Consider the following 15,669-nt stretch of genomic DNA (forward strand, 5'->3'; position numbering starts at 1 on the left):
CAACTTTTGCGCACCCTTGAGGAAACTGCCAGAGTTCAATCACTCTAGGCTTGGTTTTTGTCAGGAAGGACCGAATGTTTAAGAAGATTCTCGTTGCCAACCGAGGTGAGATTGCTATCCGCGCAATGCGTGCGGCTGTCGAGCTCGGGGCAAGAACTGTGGCCGTTTTCCCTTACGAAGACCGAAATTCGGTTCATCGTCTGAAAGCTGATGAGGCTTACCAGATCGGTGAGGAGGGGCATCCTGTCCGCGCATACCTCGATGTTTCGGAGATTATTCGCGTCGCCAAAGAATCCGGCGCCGACGCGATCTACCCCGGTTATGGCTTTCTTTCGGAGAATCCTGACCTCGCTCGCGCAGCGGCGGAAGCGGGAATCACTTTCATCGGACCGCCGACCCGGGTGCTTGAGATGGCCGGCAACAAGGTCACGGCCAAGGAACACGCAATTGCAGCGGGAGTTCCCGTTCTCAAGTCAACTCCGGCCAGCACCGATCTCGATGAACTCATCGCGGGTGCCAACGAGATTGGTTTCCCGGTCTTCGCCAAGGCTGTAGCTGGCGGCGGAGGGCGCGGTATGCGCCGTGTCGAGAAGAAGGAAGATTTGCGCGGCGCCCTCGAAGAGGCGATGCGTGAAGCTGACAGCGCTTTCGGTGACCCCACGATGTTTGTTGAGCAGGCGGTTGTTCGCCCTCGCCACATCGAAGTCCAAATTCTCGCTGATGCCCATGGCGGCACCATCCACTTGTTCGAGCGTGACTGCTCGGTTCAACGTCGTCACCAGAAGGTTGTCGAGATCGCACCGGCACCAAACCTCGACGAAGACACGCGTCAAGCGATGTACCGCGATGCGATCGCTTTTGCGAAGTCAATTGACTACGTCAATGCCGGCACAGTCGAGTTCTTGCTCGACACGGCGGGGGAGCGCAAGGGCGAGCACGTCTTCATCGAGATGAACCCGCGCATCCAGGTTGAGCACACGGTGACCGAAGAAGTCACCGATGTTGACCTCGTGCAATCGCAGATGCGAATCGCGTTTGGGGAGTCCCTCGACGAGTTAGGGCTGCGTCAAGACGAGCTCAAGCTGCGTGGAGCGGCGCTCCAGTGCCGCATCACGACCGAAGACCCGGCCAGCGGGTTCCGACCCGACACCGGCAAAATCACGACCTACCGCTCGCCTGGCGGCGCCGGCATCCGTCTGGATGGTGGAACGGTTTCTGCTGGTTCGCAGATTTCTCCGCACTTCGACTCGATGCTCGTCAAGATGACGTGCCGTGGACGCGACTTCGCGTCGGCTGTGCGTCGCGCCCGCCGTGGACTCGCTGAGTTCCGCCTTCGCGGAGTGACCACGAACATCCCGTTCCTTCAGGGTGTGCTCGATGACCCCGAGTTCATTGCGGGCGATTTGAGCACCGCGTTCATTGACGAGCGCCCGTGGCTCGTCAACTCGCATCGCTCCAAGGACCGCGGAACAAAGATCCTCACGTGGTTGGCCGATGTGACGGTCAACCAGCCCAATGGCGATGGCGCTGGCATCATCAGCCCGCAATTGAAGCTGCCCGAGGTCGATCTTTCGGTAGAAGCTCCGGCGGGGTCGCGTCAGCGTTTGTTGGAGCTCGGCCCGGCCGGGTTCGCCTCGGCTCTCCGCGAGCAGAAGTCGCTTGCCGTGACCGAAACCACTTTCCGCGACGCCCACCAGTCGTTGCTCGCCACTCGAGTGCGCACTCGTGACCTTGTCGCGGTAATGCCACACGTGGCTCGCATGACGCCAGAATTGCTCTCGGTCGAAGCATGGGGTGGAGCAACGTATGACGTCGCTCTGCGCTTCCTCGCTGAAGACCCGTGGGAGCGTCTCGCGTCCATGCGCGAAGCTCTGCCGAACGTGGCGATCCAGATGCTGTTGCGCGGTCGCAATACGGTTGGCTACACGCCGTATCCGACCGAAGTTACGGATGCCTTCGTACGTGAGGCCGCTGATACCGGTGTCGATATCTTCCGCATCTTTGACGCGCTCAACGATGTTTCGCAGATGCGACCGGCGATCGATGCTGTGCTGAACACGGGCACTGCTGTTGCTGAAGTTGCCCTCTGCTACACGGGTGACTTGCTTGACCCGAATGAGGATCTCTACACGCTCGACTACTACCTCACGCTTGCCGACCAGATCATGGAGAGCGGCGCCCATGTGCTCGCGATCAAGGACATGGCTGGTCTCTTGCGGGCGGAAGCCGCTGAGAAGCTTGTAGCGGCCTTGCGTGAGCGTTTCGATGCTCCGGTGCACGTTCACACTCACGACACGGCAGGCGGCCAGCTGGCTACCCTGCTGGCGGCATCCCGTGCCGGTGCAGACGCAGTGGATGTCGCGAGCGCTCCCATGGCAGGAACGACAAGCCAGCCATCCATGTCGGCTTTGGTCGCGGCTCTCGCCCACACCGAACGCGACACGGGCATCTCGCTTGACGCCGTCTCCGATCTTGAGCCCTACTGGGAGGCAGTGCGTCACGCCTACGCGCCGTTCGAATCGGGCCTTCCCGGTCCGACAGGGCGGGTCTACCACCACGAAATTCCGGGTGGTCAACTGTCGAACCTGCGTCAGCAAGCGATTGCGCTGGGTCTCGCTGACCAGTTCGAGACAATCGAGAACCTTTACGCTGCGGCCAACAAGATGCTCGGCCGTCCGCCGAAGGTCACCCCGTCGTCGAAGGTCGTCGGTGACCTTGCGCTGGCTCTAGCAGCGGCGCACGCCGATCCTGCTGACTTCGAAGAGAACCCCGACAAGTACGACATCCCTGATTCGGTGATTGGCTTCATGGCTGGCGAGTTGGGCGAACTGCCCGGTGGCTGGCCTGAGCCCTTCCGCTCGAAGGTGCTGAAGGGGCGCAACGTCAAGATCGGCATTGAGGAAATCAGTGCTGACGATCAAGCCGCGCTCGATGGCGAACCTCAGGAACGACGCTCAGCGCTCAACCGGTTGCTGTTCGCTGGTCCCACCCAGATCTTTGAGACGGCTCGCGAAACCTATGGCGACTTGTCGGCCCTCGATAGCAAGGATTACCTCTACGGCATCCAGCAGGGTCACGAGCACGTTGTCGAGATCGAGAAGGGCGTGCAATTGTTCGTCGGTCTCGAAGCGATCGGTGAAGCTGACGAGAAGGGTATGCGCACAGTAATGGCGACCCTCAATGGCCAGTTGCGTCCGGTGTTCATTCGCGATCAGAGCATCAAGGTCGACTCGACTGCGGCTGAGAAGGCTGATGCGTCTAAGCCTGGACACGTCGCGGCACCGTTCTCCGGCGTTGTCACGTTGCAGGTAGAAGAGGGCGCAACCGTTGCCGTTGGCGACACTGTGGCTTCGATCGAAGCGATGAAGATGGAAGCCGCAATCACGGCATCTGTTGCAGGAACGGTCAAGCGATTGGCCATTCCGAAGACGCAGCAGGTAGACGGCGGCGACTTGCTTGTGGAAATCGAACCCAGCTAATCCGCAGAAGTTTGTAGGGTAGGGACGTGATCGTTGTAAGCACATCGGTCACGTCTCGCTCGTTAACGCGGTAAAGTGGTGTGTTTGCTTTCTGGAGGGGATCGATACGTGACTACGAAGCGCAATGAACCTGATGTGCAGCCGTCCGTCGACGAGCGCGATACGTCGACCGATCACGATGCGAAGGAGTCGACAGTCGAGCAGGCTCCGAACCCCGATAACGTGACGTTCACGCTCTCGCTGCCGGTCGCTGTTCGCGAGACGCCCGAGCATGAAGCTGCCGTGGCGATCGACGATGTTGCTGTCAACGCTCATCAAGTGGATGTCGCAACCATGGCAACCACCACAATTACGTTTGCGCCGGAGTCGGTCGTGACTATCCCGCCCGAGTCCGTGCCCGAGGTGGCTGTTATTCCGGAGCTGCCACCGGCAGACCGCCCGACGACTCGTCGCGGTCGCCAGCGCACCGAGGTTCGCGCGACGACGCCAGAGACGGCGACGATGCTGACCGCTGAGCGCCTCATCAAGCCTGGCAAGAAGAATCGCACCGCAGCACCCGAGGGATTCTTCCAAGAACTCGTTTACGCTGCGACGTTCCATCTTGTAAACCTCGGCGATTCGTACCGCGTGAAAGAGCGCAAGGCTCTTGAGGCTCGTGTTACCAAGACTTTCGTCGGTGGAACGCGTTTCGTCCCTGTTCTCACCCGCAAGGGCGGGGTCGGTAAGACCACCATCACAGCCCTTCTTGGAATGGCGTTGGCAGATACCCGCGAGGACCGCATTATTGCGATCGACGCCAACCCCGACCGCGGAACGCTTGCCGAGCGAATTGATAAGCAAACCCGTGCAACGGTTCGCGATGTCGTGATGCGTGCAGAGTCGCTCCACACATTTAGCGAATTCCAAACAGTGGTGTCTCGTGACGAGACTCGTCTCGACGTTTTGGCATCCGACACTGACCCACACGTGTCAGAAGCATTTGACGAAAACGACTACAACGTCGTTGCCGATATGGCCGAACGTTTCTATTCGGTCGCCATCACTGACTGTGGAACCGGAATTGTTCACTCGGTGATGCGGGCAACGCTGCAGCGTGCTGACTCGATTGTCATCGTTTCCGGTGGCAGCGTCGACGAAGCGCGTCTCGCATCAGAGACTCTCACGTGGCTCGAATCCAATGGGCACGAAGATCTCGTCAAGAATGCTGTCGTGGCTATCAACACCGCCACTCAGGGCACCAACTTGGTGAAGCTTGAGGAGATTGAGGCTCACTTCAAGTCGCGCGTTCGTGAGATCGTTCGCGTGCCCTACGACCCCAGCTTGGCTACGGGATCGGTCGTTCACTACCGTGACCTCAACCGGTTGACCAAGGCTGCTGCTCGCGAACTCGCGGCGGTTGTCATGGATGGTCTTCCGGCAGTTCGGGCTAACTGACACTATGGCTGTTCGTGAGATTCGCCTGTTTGGCGATCCCGTCCTTCGCTCAGCATGCGATCCCATTGTTATCGGTGATGCCCGTGCTGCTGCGCTCATCGACGACCTCATTGAGACGGTCAAGCTGCCCGGCCGCGCCGGGCTCGCCGCTAACCAAATCGGCGTCGGCTTGCGCGCATTCAGCTACAACATCGATGGCGATATCGGCTACATCATCAACCCGGTGCTTGCCGAAGTCTCGGGGGAGTCGGAGCTGGTGGATGAGGGCTGCTTATCTGTGCCCGGCTTCTATTTCCTGCGTCGCCGCTATCCCTTCGCCAGAGTGACCGGAGTCGATCTCGCGGGCGAGCCTGTTGAGCTCAGCGGTGAAGGGCTTATGGCTCAGGCGCTGCAACACGAGACCGATCATCTCGATGGCCATCTGTATATTGAGGGACTCGAACCTGAGGCTAAGCGCGAAGCGATGCGCGCCATCCGTCAGGCACCCTGGTACTAAACCTCACCCGCGTCACGCGCCCTCTCGCTTCGAGAAAGGGCATGTAATCGAGTGCGCCCGCTAGCGCATGCTGTGGGGGATCTACGCGACAAAGGCCCCGCCATACTTGCGTATGACGGGGCCTTCAACGTTTGTCGTGCTACTTCAGTGAGATTCCTTCTGTCGCCGGCGAGTTTGAGTACAGTGACTCGATCACATCGGCGAAGTCAGCCAGAATCACATTGCGCTTGATGCTCATCTTGGGCGTCAGGTGACCGCTCTCCTCGGTGAGGTCCGCATCGAGGATGTGGAACTTACGAATCGACTCGGCACGAGAGACGCGGGAGTTTCCCACGTCGATCGCACGCTGGACTTCGGCGAGGACGGCGGGATTTTTCGCCGCCTGCTCCAACGTCCAGGTTGCGTCGAGCCCATTGTTGGCGAGCCACACGGGCAGCATTTCTTCATCAAGAGTGACAAGGGCCGAAATGAACGGACGCTGTTCACCCACGACGATTACCTGGCCGATGATCGGGTTTGCGCGGATGGGGTCTTCGAGTGCTGCGGGAGCAACGTTCTTGCCGCCGGCGGTCACAATGATTTCCTTCTTGCGACCGGTGATCTCGAGGTATCCATCTTCGTCGAACTGACCGATGTCTCCGGTCTTGAACCACCCGTCTTCAAAGACGTCGTCGGTGGCAGCCTGGTTGTTCCAGTACCCCTCGAAGACGCACACGCCCTTGGCCTGAATCTCACCGTCTTCGGCAATCCGCACCGAAACGCCGGGGAGCGGCGGGCCGACCTTGCCGATCTTGAAGTTGGACGGCTTGTTCACCGAAATCGGCGCCGTGGTCTCGGTGAGCCCATAACCCTCGAGGATCGTGAGACCGAGGCTGCGGTAGAAGTGACCGAGACGCAATCCGAGTGGCGCGGATCCGGAGACCGCGTACTTGACGCGCCCGCCGAGTGCTGCGCGAATCTTGGAGAGCACGAGACGGTCGAAGACAGCGAATTGGATCTTGAGCCCCAGCGGCACGTGTCCCTCATCGAGTGCCTTCGAGTGTGCGATCGCGACATCGGCAGCCTTGCGGAAGATCTTGCCCTTGCCGCCAGCTTCGGCCTTCTGCTCGGAAGAGTTGTAGACCTTCTCGAATACCCGCGGCACAGCCAAAAGGAATGTCGGCTTGAACGACGCCATCGAGGGCAGCAGCAACTTGGTATCAGGCTGGTGGCCGACCTTGACGCCGCCGTGGACACAGAGGATCGAGATGAAGCGAGCAAAGATGTGCGCTGTCGTAATAAAGAGCAGCGTGCTCGAATCGGGGTTGACGACCTCGGGGATCGCCTTTTGCGAGTTGCGGCACAGCTCAACAAAGTTGGAGTGCGTGATGATGCAGCCCTTGGGCTTTCCAGTAGTTCCCGAGGTGTAGATCAGCGTCGCGAGATCGGAGCCCTTGGCCAGATTGCGGCGACGTTCGATCTCGTCGTCACTGACGTCGGTACCCGACTTGGCGAGTTTGTCGAGGTCTCCCAAATCGATCTGCCACAGATTGGCGATGCCCGGCACGTCGGCACGAATCTCGTCGAAGCGTGCGAAGTGATCGGGCGTTTCCGTGATCATCCCTGTTGCGCCGGAGTCCGTGATGTTCCACAGAATCTGGCTGGGCGAGCTGGTCTCGTAAATTGGCACGAGCACTGCGCCCGCAAACCAAGTCGCGAAGTCAATGAGCGTCCACTCATAGCGGGTCTTGCACATGAGGCCAATTTTGTCGCCGGGCTCAATGCCAGCAGCGACGAGTCCCTTGGCCAGGGCTTTCACTTGGGTAAGAAACTCTGACGAAGTCACATCGCTCCAACCACCATTGGCGGTGGGGAGCGAGAACAACGCGTTATTGGGTGTGGCCGCAACGCGATCCATCAAAAGATCGGTAGCGTTTGCTTCCGGGTCAGCCTCAACTATGGCTGGTACATCAAACTGTTTCACGGCAACTCCTTTGGCACCGGTAGGTGGTCTACTCCACTCTAGCGAGGTCAGGCACGCCTAACCACGTGCGCATTGGCGCGGGAGAAAATTTGCACCCGTTTGTGGGGTACGTTCCGGCAAACGGTAGAGTGGGGAGTCCCGCGACGAGGAATTGAGGTGCCATGTTCTATTGGTTTATGAAGAATCTGGTTGCCGGTCCCATCTTGAAGACCGTCTTCCGTCCGTGGGTTTCCGGTCTGGAGAACGTCCCGCGCAAGGGTGGCGTCATTCTGGCTAGCAATCATCTGTCGTTCATCGACTCGGTGTTCTTGCCGCTCATCATGGACCGCCGCATCTTCTTTCTCGCCAAGAGTGACTATTTCACTGGCCGAGGCGTCAAGGGCTGGCTCTCGCGTGCCTTCTTCAATGGCACGGGCATGTTGCCGATCGACCGTTCCGGCGGAAAAGCATCAGAAGCATCCTTGAACACGGGCTTAGCCGTGTTGGCTCGCGGAGAGGTGCTCGGCATCTATCCCGAGGGAACGCGCAGCCCCGACGGAAAAATGTATCGCGGCCGCACCGGCGTCGCACGCATGATTCTTGAAGGCCACGTGCCTGTTGTTCCCGTCGCCATGATCGACACCGAAAAAGTGATGCCGATCGGCACGAAGATCCCTCGCATGGGCCGCATCGGAATTGTGTTCGGTGAGCCCCTCGACTTCAGCCGTTTCGAAGGGATGGAGGGTGACCGGTTCATCCTTCGTTCGATTACCGACGAGATCATGTATGAGCTCAACCGCATCAGCGGTCAAGAGTACGTCGATGTCTACGCAACATCAGTGAAGGATCGCGCCGCTCGTCGGTAGCAGCCAGTCGGTTACGTGGTGCAACACCTCACCGTGGAGCAGTGCCGTAACGGTGACACTCAGCACCCACTTGTGCCGGTAGGCTCGTAGTGGGTCACAAACCCGTTCATTTTCGCAGTAATTGTATGAAGGAAACTCCTCGTGGTCGACCCGTCAGAACCAGTCGTGCTCGCTGATCCCGCCGTGCTTGCGGGGCTAGACAACTGGCGCACCCTCCCCATCAAGCAGCAGCCGCAATGGCCGGATGCCGACGCCGTTGGCGAAGCCTCCAGCAAGATTGCGTCGCTGCCGCCCCTCGTTTTCGCGGGCGAAGTAGATCGTCTGCGTACGCGCCTCGCGCGCGCAGCTCAGGGTGAGGCATTCTTGCTGCAGGGCGGTGACTGCGCCGAGACTTTCGCGGGAGCGACCGCGCAGCAGATTAGTGATCGTGTTAAGACGATTCTGCAGATGGCTGTTGTCCTCACGTATGGCGCTTCGAAGCCCATCGTGAAGATGGGCCGCATGGCTGGCCAGTTTGCTAAGCCTCGCTCGAGTGATTCTGAGACGCGCGGCGACGTGACGTTGCCGGCATACCGTGGCGACATCGTTAATGGTTACGACTTCACGCCGGAGTCTCGCACTGCTGACCCCGCCCGTCTGGTTGAGGGTTACCACACGGCAGCGTCGACACTGAACCTCATCCGTGCGTTCACGCAGGGTGGATTTGCTGACCTTCGCCAGGTGCACTCGTGGAACAAGGGCTTCGCTGCTAACCCGGCGAATCGCCAGTACGAAAGCCTCGCTAAAGAGATCGACAAGGCTGTGCGCTTCATGGAGGCGGCAGGCGCTGACTTCGACGAGCTCAAGCGCACCGAGTTCTACTCGAGTCACGAGGGTCTCCTCATGGACTACGAGCGTCCGATGACGCGCATTGATTCGCGCACTGGCACGCCGTACAACACGAGCGCCCACTTCTTGTGGATCGGGGAGCGCACGCGCGACCTCGATGGTGCTCACATCGACTACTTCTCGCGACTGCGTAACCCGATCGGCGTCAAGCTCGGTCCGACGACGACGCCCGAGACCATGAAGCAGCTCATCGACAAGCTTGACCCTGAGCGCGAGCCCGGCCGTCTGACCTTCATTACCCGCATGGGTGCTGGCAAGGTTCGCGATGCGCTTCCGCCGCTGCTTGAGGCCATCAAGGAGATGGACGCGACGCCGCTGTGGATCACCGACCCGATGCACGGCAACGGGCTCACCACACCCACTGGCTACAAGACACGTCGCTTTGACGATGTTGTTGATGAGGTCAAGGGCTTCTTTGAGTCGCACCGCGCTGCGGGAACCTACCCCGGCGGTATCCACATTGAGCTCACCGGCGACGATGTCACGGAGTGCCTGGGCGGTTCGGAGCAGATCGATGAGGCTACTCTCGCAACTCGCTACGAGTCGCTGTGTGACCCGCGACTCAACCACATGCAGTCGCTTGAACTCGCTTTCTTGGTAGCCGAGGAGCTTCGCGCTTTCTAGCATCACTGAAAACGCCCGCCATCCCCACACTCTCGCAGGAGAGCGTCACGGGTGGCGGGCGTTTTTCGCGGTGTAGTGAGCCACAGCCCACTTGGTGCAGTGGCGGGAACCGTAGCTAGATCTGCGGACCGTAAACGGTGACTTCAGAGCCGCGCTTGATCGCCTCGCCCGCTGATGGGTCAGTGCCGGAAACTATGGCGAGGCCGGAACCCCAGAACCCCTGCGGCAGGTCGGTCTCGACGTTGACGATGAAGTCGAGTTCCTCGAGCTCTGCGATGGCACCGTTGATCGTCTCTCCAGAAACGTCGGGAACCTGCACGAGGTCAGGGCCCTTCGAGGTGATGAGAGTCGCAGTGTCGCCTTCGCGGAATGTGCGGGGAACACCATCCGCATTCTTTTCTGAGTCGATGGCTACGACGCTGCCTTCTTGGCAATCGCTAAACACTTCGATGCCGGTCTCCGCGTTCAGCCCGACGCCGGCAAGAGTTTGCGTTGCTTCGTCGACGGTAGAGCACGTGACATCGGGCAGCGAGCCTGCGGAGATGACGAGGGTTACGTCTTGAAGCTCACCGTAGTTTTCGGCTCCGAGAATTGATGCAGAGTCTGCACCAAGTACATCAACGACGAGACCGGCGGCGATATCGCTATCGAACTGTTTAATGATGGGCTCTACGAGAGTGAAGGGGGCTGCTTCGATAGCAGCACGCGCTTCTTCTTCCGTCATTCCAGAGAAGTCAGGCACAGCGAGCGGGCGCGGACCTTGCGAGATCAGCAGCTGCACGGGAGAGCCATTCGGCACACTCGCACCCACTTCGGGAGCTGAGTTCGCCACAAGATCGACCGCGACCACGGGGTCGTAGGTTTCGCCAAGTTCATCACTGACAACAAGCCCGAGGTCTTCCAAGATTGCTTGGGCTTCTTCCGGCGTTGCATTGCGGATGCTGTCAGGAATCGTCACTTGTGAGCCCGGGCCAGCGCCGAAGTACCAGCCAGCACCGGCTGCACCGCCGACGAGTAGAACGATGAGGATGAGCAGCCACCAGCCGCGTGACTTTCGTTTCGTGGCACGTGTCGACAGGGTGGTGGTGTTCTCGGACACTTGGGTAGGAGCCGGAGCTGCAACCTGCTGAAGTTCTGCGCCGAACACCTGGGTGTCTGCCGTCGAGTTCTGTGGTTCTTCTGCCGGCGCGCTCGGGAGCACCATCGTTCGTTGTACAGCGGTGGATGCCGTGGGCGGCAGGGCGGTCATGAGTGAGCTGTGCGTTTGGTACAGCTGGTCGAGCAGCACGCGTGCGTCTTTGGGGCGGTCGTCCGGCTCGCGCGCGGTAGCCCACAGCACGAGGTCGTCGAGTTCGGCGGGCACCAGGTGGTTGCGTGAACTCGGGCTCGGCACGGCGTCATTGGCGTGCTGGTAAGCGATCTGCATGGGCTGCTCGCCCTTGAAGGGCTGCTCGCCTACGAGCATTTCGTACATCATGATGCCGACGGCGTAGATGTCGCTGCGGGTGTCTGCCAGTCCACGAGTCACGAGTTCGGGGGAGAGATACGCGATTGTGCCGAGCAGCGAGGCGCCGGTGGCGGTGTTGGCGCTAGCGGCGCGCGCTAGTCCGAAGTCCGCAATCTTGATGCGGCCGTCGTCGGCGAGCAAGACGTTCTCTGGTTTGAGGTCGCGGTGAACGATGCCAGCTTTGTGGGCGGCGGCGAGGCCGGCGAGCACGGCTTCCATAATGTCGAGCGTCTGCTCGGTAGTGAGGATGCGGTGTTCCAGCAGCAGATCGCGCAGCGTGATGCCAGGCAGGTATTCCATCACCAAGTAGGCCATATCGCTGTCTTGACCTTGATCGAAGACGTTGACGACGTTGGGGTGGGCTAGCCGCGCTGAGGATCGAGCCTCTTGCACGAAGCGTTCCTTGAACTTGCTGTCGTCAGCAAGGTGACCGTGCATGACCTTGATGGCGACTTTGCGCTCGAGACGCTGGTCAGTAGCCAGGTACACGGTTGCCATGCCGCCGCGCGCGATCCGCGAACGAATCTGATACCGACCGTCGAGCAGACGGCCGATCATCGGATCAGTAGAGTTCGCATTCACCTTCAGAGTCTAAAGTTCTGAGCTTCGAGAGTGCCGCTAGACACGGCTGTTCTGGCTCTTAGCCGAGCTGTTCTAGCCAAGATCGGGCGGAAGTCTCCCATTTTGCGTAGGCATCAGGGTGAGCTGAGATCTGCACGGCCTGTGCCGCTTTCGTTACGCTCATGTTCTGCCAGCCTGAGATCTCCAGCAATCCGCGCGTGATTCCCTTATTTGGGTTGCTCGGTCCGCCGTAAAAAAGTTTCGCAGCATAGGAAGGTGTCGTGAGTTGGCTGACAGTTCCCCAGCCTGAGCTTGGGCGCTGCTGGAAGAGACCAACGGAGTCGCGATCGCCCCAGGTGAGGTTGCGTAGGCTCGACTCTTGCATCGCAGTCGCGAGGGCAATAGTGATGCCATAGTCGGAAACGCCAAGATCGCGACCGACTTGAATGATGACTTCTGCGTTCGCCCGCATCTCGGAGTTGAGGTAGGTGACACTTCCACCTGTGCTGGCCGGCACAGAACTCAATGACGGAATCGTCAGTTTGTCGCCGATAAAGATAACGGTTGACGATGACAGGCCGTTTGCGTCGAGTAGCGCTTGAGTCGAGATGCCGACGCGTGATGCGATCGACGATACGGTGTCGCCAGAAACAACGAGGTAGGTGCTTCCTTCGACGGGGGCCGTTTCGGCTACCGGTGCTGGCTCTGGTTCAACTACCGGCGCCGGCGCTTCAACCACAACTTCGACTGGAGCCTCTGCGGCATCCTCTGCGGCATCCTCGCTCTCTGCCGAAGAAGCGCTGTCGCTCGGGGCGTCGTCCTCATCCGCAGTGAAATCGTATTCTTCGGTTTCTTGCGTGGGAGAGCTCAAGTTCCCGGGAATAATCAGCAATTGACCCGGGTAGATGATGCTCGACCAGCCGAGGCCATTTGCCGACATCACCGAGATCGTCGAGACGCCAAACTTGTGCGAGATGCCGCTGATCGTGTCACCAGCGACGATTGTGTACTGACCATTGGTGGTCTTGACGTGGTTCACGCTGGGAACGGTGTTGACGACATCCTTGGTCAGCTTGAGTTCCTGGCCGGGAAAGATCATTGACGACCAGCTCAACCCATTCAGCGCCAGAACGGATGCTGTAGAGAGGCCATAGCGAGAAGCGATGTCGCTGACGGTGTCGCCTTCGGCAACGCGGTAGCTCGCCGGAGCGGGCCCGATGATCGTTGTCGAAGCCTCGCTGATCGTGGGAGTCGTCACACGAGAAGGCTTAGTGGCACGTTCAGTGGAGAGCCGGGGGTCATCAGGCGTCCTGGCGTTGACCGGTTCGACGGGCCCGGTGAGGTTGAAGGTCGCAGCGGCAAGGGACCCAACCAGGAGAACAGGAACCGTGTTCATGACGCTGCGGTTCATGCGGGAGCGCTGCTGGGCGATCCGTCGAGCGCGATCAGGCGTGTCGACTGCGTGTGCGGGCACTAGCCCCGCAAAAACGGTCGCAGCAATGCTGTCTGTGTCGTCCATCATGAAGTGTGTCATAGCGTTCTTCCTGCTCCCGGCCCCGAGAAGGTACATGCGATCACTGAGATCACCGGCTCAACGCTGTCACAGAAGCTTATTAGTGTCAACCATTGTGGCTGGTGTTGCCAATGTGACTGGTGTTACCTAAGTTGCTAGTGAATATTCTGGGTATGCCGTGCGAACTGTCAGGTTTAACTCCAGTGTCGTGGCAGTCTTAAGGTGTGACTGAATCACCCACCATCAACTGGCTTACTGTTCCAGACCTCACCGAGCTTCTCGGGCTCAAGGTGAGCCAAGTGCGTCGCCTCATTGAAGAAGGCGCTCTCCTCGCGAGCAAAATCGATGGAGTGTGGCAGGTTCCCGACGTGTTCATCGTCGACGGAGCGCCGCTGCGCGAGCTCAGGGGAACCGTTGTCGTGCTTTCTGACGCGGGCTTCTCGCTCGATGAGTCAATGAACTGGTTGCTTTCGAGCGAGCCGAGTTTGGGTGTAGCGCCGGTTGAAGCACTCCGGGCTGGACGTAAGGCCGAAGTCCGCCGCGTCGCTCAGGCCCTCGGCTTCTAAGATCTCGTAGCGCGCCAGATCACTAGCTGCGCGGTGCGCTTGCGCACCAGCGCTCTAGAACGATCTCGTAGTCGCCGCTTCGGCCAGCTCGAGTAGGCGTGCGCGCGCTGTCGGTGCAAGGTCCGCGTTCTCGATTGCCTCACACGCACGTTCGAGATTGCGCGAGATCGCCTTCTCAACCTTCGCGACGGCGCCCGACTCTTCGAGCGTCGAACGAATCATGTTCACTTGCTCATCGCTGAGATCTGGGTCACCCAGCAGTTCGTCAAGGATGGCGTTGGCGCTCTTCGAGAGTTTTTCGCGAGCGATTGCGATGATGGCGGTGCGCTTGCCTTCACGAAGATCGTCGCCGGCGGGCTTGCCCGTCACTTCCGGGTCACCGAAAACACCAAGCACGTCGTCGCGCAGCTGGAAAGCAACGCCGAGAGGTAAACCGAAGGCGCGAAGAGTGGCCATTTGTTCGTCAGTGCCGGCGCCCAGGCTGGCGCCAAGCGCAAGAGGGGCCTCAACGCTGTACTTCGCAGACTTGTAGATCAAGACGCGCTGCGCACGGTCAAGGGCTTCTGACTCGGGGTAGCTTGCCCATGCGCTTTCATCATGGATGTCCAAGAACTGCCCGGCCATGACCTCCGTGCGCATCGTCATGAATTCCTTACGCGCGGCCAAAGCCGAAGGGCGGGGGAGTGTCGCGATCCCACGGCCCAAGAGCTCGTCGCTCCAGCCCAGGAGTAGATCACCAAGCAGGAGTGCGGATGACTCTCCATACGCCTCGGCGTTGCCGCTCCATCCGCCGTCGAGGTGCATCTTCTCGAAGCGCCGATGGGCTGAAGGCGCACCGCGGCGGGTGTCGGAGCGATCCATGATGTCGTCGTGAACGAGTGCTGCGGCGTGGAAGAGCTCGAGGGCGGAGGCTGACAGCAGTACGCCCGTGAGGTCTTTACTCACGGAGTTCTCAGCAAACGGGTCATCAGACGAGGCGAGCCCGGCGACTGCCTGCCATCCCCAGTAGCAAAAGAGCGCCCGAAAACGCTTGCCGCCAGACAAGAGCGCGCTACCAACGTCGGTGAGGGCGGTCAACTCGGGGGCGATTGCGTCAAGCTCATTGCGCTTCTCGGCGAGAAATTCATCGATTTTCAGCTGGACAAGGTCAACTAACTGGTTACTCTCAGGCACTCGTCTAGCCTACCTAGTGAATGGGGGCGTACTATAGAGACCTAGCCGTAAATCCCAGAGAGAGGGGAACGGAATGCCGCTTTCAGAGCAAGAGCAGCGGGCCCTCGATGAGATGGAGCGCAGCCTCTATCAAAACGACGCCGATTTCGTCAGCGCAGTCAGCCCTCGCAAAGGCAAGCCCAACTATCGAATGATGGTTGTTGGCGTCCTAGTCGGGGTCGCTGGAATCATTGCATTGTTGACAGGCGTGATCATTCAGCAGCCTCTCGTGGGCGTGCTTGGGTTCGTCGTCATGTTCGTTGGTGTTCTGCTTTTCGTGGCGCCACCTCGTGCTGGAGACGACCACGAAGTACCGGAGCCGTCGTCGGCTTCATCGGGCCGCTCCGCCAAGCGCGGCACGTCATTTATGGACACAATCAACCAGCGTTGGGATCGCCGCCAGGACGGCAATAGCTAACTCCAACCTTCTCCACTTTCAAGGACCAGCCTTCGGGCTGGTCCTTTTTTTGTGCCCAGAACGGGGTTGGAAACGTGTATTCGGTCGATTTTGCTCCATTTTCCTCCACCCCTAGTTTCCTTGTATTCACTGGCCTCTGTGGATAACTTTTACGCAATGTGCG

Annotated in this window: 11 protein-coding genes; 7 read left to right on the forward strand and 4 right to left on the reverse strand. The window is 59.7% G+C overall.

Features of this window, described 5'->3' with window-relative positions:
* Positions 1-74 precede the first annotated feature (74 nt).
* The 3 genes from ACWFSR_RS06640 (at position 75) to ACWFSR_RS06650 (ending at position 5,409) form a co-directional block, all read left to right on the forward strand.
* On the forward strand, positions 75-3,479 hold the full coding sequence (locus ACWFSR_RS06640; RefSeq protein WP_447523397.1) for a pyruvate carboxylase: 3,405 nt from the start codon (positions 75-77) through the stop codon (positions 3,477-3,479).
* 108 nt (positions 3,480-3,587) lie between these two features.
* Entirely contained in the window at positions 3,588-4,913 is a 1,326-nt protein-coding gene (locus ACWFSR_RS06645; RefSeq protein ID WP_197105509.1) for a MinD/ParA family ATP-binding protein, read from the forward strand.
* Between the two features lie 4 nt (positions 4,914-4,917).
* Entirely contained in the window at positions 4,918-5,409 is a 492-nt protein-coding gene (locus ACWFSR_RS06650) for a peptide deformylase (RefSeq protein WP_197105510.1), read from the forward strand.
* A 139-nt stretch (positions 5,410-5,548) separates the two neighbouring features.
* On the opposite strand, the gene ACWFSR_RS06655 is transcribed toward ACWFSR_RS06650, so the two are convergent.
* Positions 5,549-7,372: an AMP-dependent synthetase/ligase gene (locus tag ACWFSR_RS06655; RefSeq protein WP_197105511.1), complete on the reverse strand. Its 1,824-nt coding sequence runs from the start codon at positions 7,370-7,372 to the stop codon at positions 5,549-5,551.
* Positions 7,373-7,533: 161 nt separating this feature from the next.
* Here ACWFSR_RS06655 and ACWFSR_RS06660 point away from each other — a divergent pair, with 161 nt between their 5' ends.
* Both ACWFSR_RS06660 and ACWFSR_RS06665 read left to right on the forward strand, forming a co-directional pair.
* Complete coding sequence (locus ACWFSR_RS06660) at positions 7,534-8,217, forward strand: lysophospholipid acyltransferase family protein (protein WP_447523398.1); 684 nt, start codon at positions 7,534-7,536, stop codon at positions 8,215-8,217.
* A gap of 141 nt (positions 8,218-8,358) precedes the next feature.
* Positions 8,359-9,729 (forward strand): class II 3-deoxy-7-phosphoheptulonate synthase, encoded by a 1,371-nt coding sequence (locus ACWFSR_RS06665; RefSeq protein ID WP_307783887.1) that lies wholly within the window; start codon positions 8,359-8,361, stop codon positions 9,727-9,729.
* 115 nt (positions 9,730-9,844) lie between these two features.
* Here the strand turns inward: ACWFSR_RS06665 and pknB are convergent, their stop codons facing one another.
* Positions 9,845-11,794, reverse strand: coding sequence for a Stk1 family PASTA domain-containing Ser/Thr kinase (pknB, locus tag ACWFSR_RS06670; protein ID WP_231600001.1), 1,950 nt, complete (start codon positions 11,792-11,794; stop codon positions 9,845-9,847).
* Between the two features lie 82 nt (positions 11,795-11,876).
* Positions 11,877-13,208: a LysM peptidoglycan-binding domain-containing protein gene (locus ACWFSR_RS06675; protein ID WP_447523439.1), complete on the reverse strand. Its 1,332-nt coding sequence runs from the start codon at positions 13,206-13,208 to the stop codon at positions 11,877-11,879.
* Between the two features lie 326 nt (positions 13,209-13,534).
* On the opposite strand from ACWFSR_RS06675, the gene ACWFSR_RS06680 reads away from it, so the two are divergent.
* Positions 13,535-13,876, forward strand: a complete 342-nt coding sequence (locus tag ACWFSR_RS06680; protein ID WP_197105514.1) for an Rv2175c family DNA-binding protein — start codon at positions 13,535-13,537, stop codon at positions 13,874-13,876.
* 54 nt (positions 13,877-13,930) lie between these two features.
* On the opposite strand, the gene ACWFSR_RS06685 is transcribed toward ACWFSR_RS06680, so the two are convergent.
* On the reverse strand, positions 13,931-15,049 hold the full coding sequence (locus ACWFSR_RS06685) for a polyprenyl synthetase family protein (protein ID WP_197105515.1): 1,119 nt from the start codon (positions 15,047-15,049) through the stop codon (positions 13,931-13,933).
* A 73-nt stretch (positions 15,050-15,122) separates the two neighbouring features.
* Here ACWFSR_RS06685 and ACWFSR_RS06690 point away from each other — a divergent pair, with 73 nt between their 5' ends.
* Positions 15,123-15,506: a DUF3040 domain-containing protein gene (locus ACWFSR_RS06690; protein WP_197105516.1), complete on the forward strand. Its 384-nt coding sequence runs from the start codon at positions 15,123-15,125 to the stop codon at positions 15,504-15,506.
* Positions 15,507-15,669 lie beyond the last annotated feature (163 nt).

It is taken from the genome of Salinibacterium sp. NYA9b, from assembly GCF_976973725.1.

Coding starts and splice junctions, on each gene's coding strand:
- ACWFSR_RS06640 (WP_447523397.1), top strand. CDS start 75: ATGTTTAAGAAGATTCTCGTTGCCAACCGAGGTGAGATTGCTATCCGC.
- ACWFSR_RS06650 (WP_197105510.1), top strand. CDS start 4,918: ATGGCTGTTCGTGAGATTCGCCTGTTTGGCGATCCCGTCCTTCGCTCA.
- ACWFSR_RS06660 (WP_447523398.1), top strand. CDS start 7,534: ATGTTCTATTGGTTTATGAAGAATCTGGTTGCCGGTCCCATCTTGAAG.
- pknB (WP_231600001.1), bottom strand. CDS start 11,794: ATGATCGGCCGTCTGCTCGACGGTCGGTATCAGATTCGTTCGCGGATC.
- ACWFSR_RS06675 (WP_447523439.1), bottom strand. CDS start 13,208: ATGAACCGCAGCGTCATGAACACGGTTCCTGTTCTCCTGGTTGGGTCC.
- ACWFSR_RS06690 (WP_197105516.1), top strand. CDS start 15,123: ATGCCGCTTTCAGAGCAAGAGCAGCGGGCCCTCGATGAGATGGAGCGC.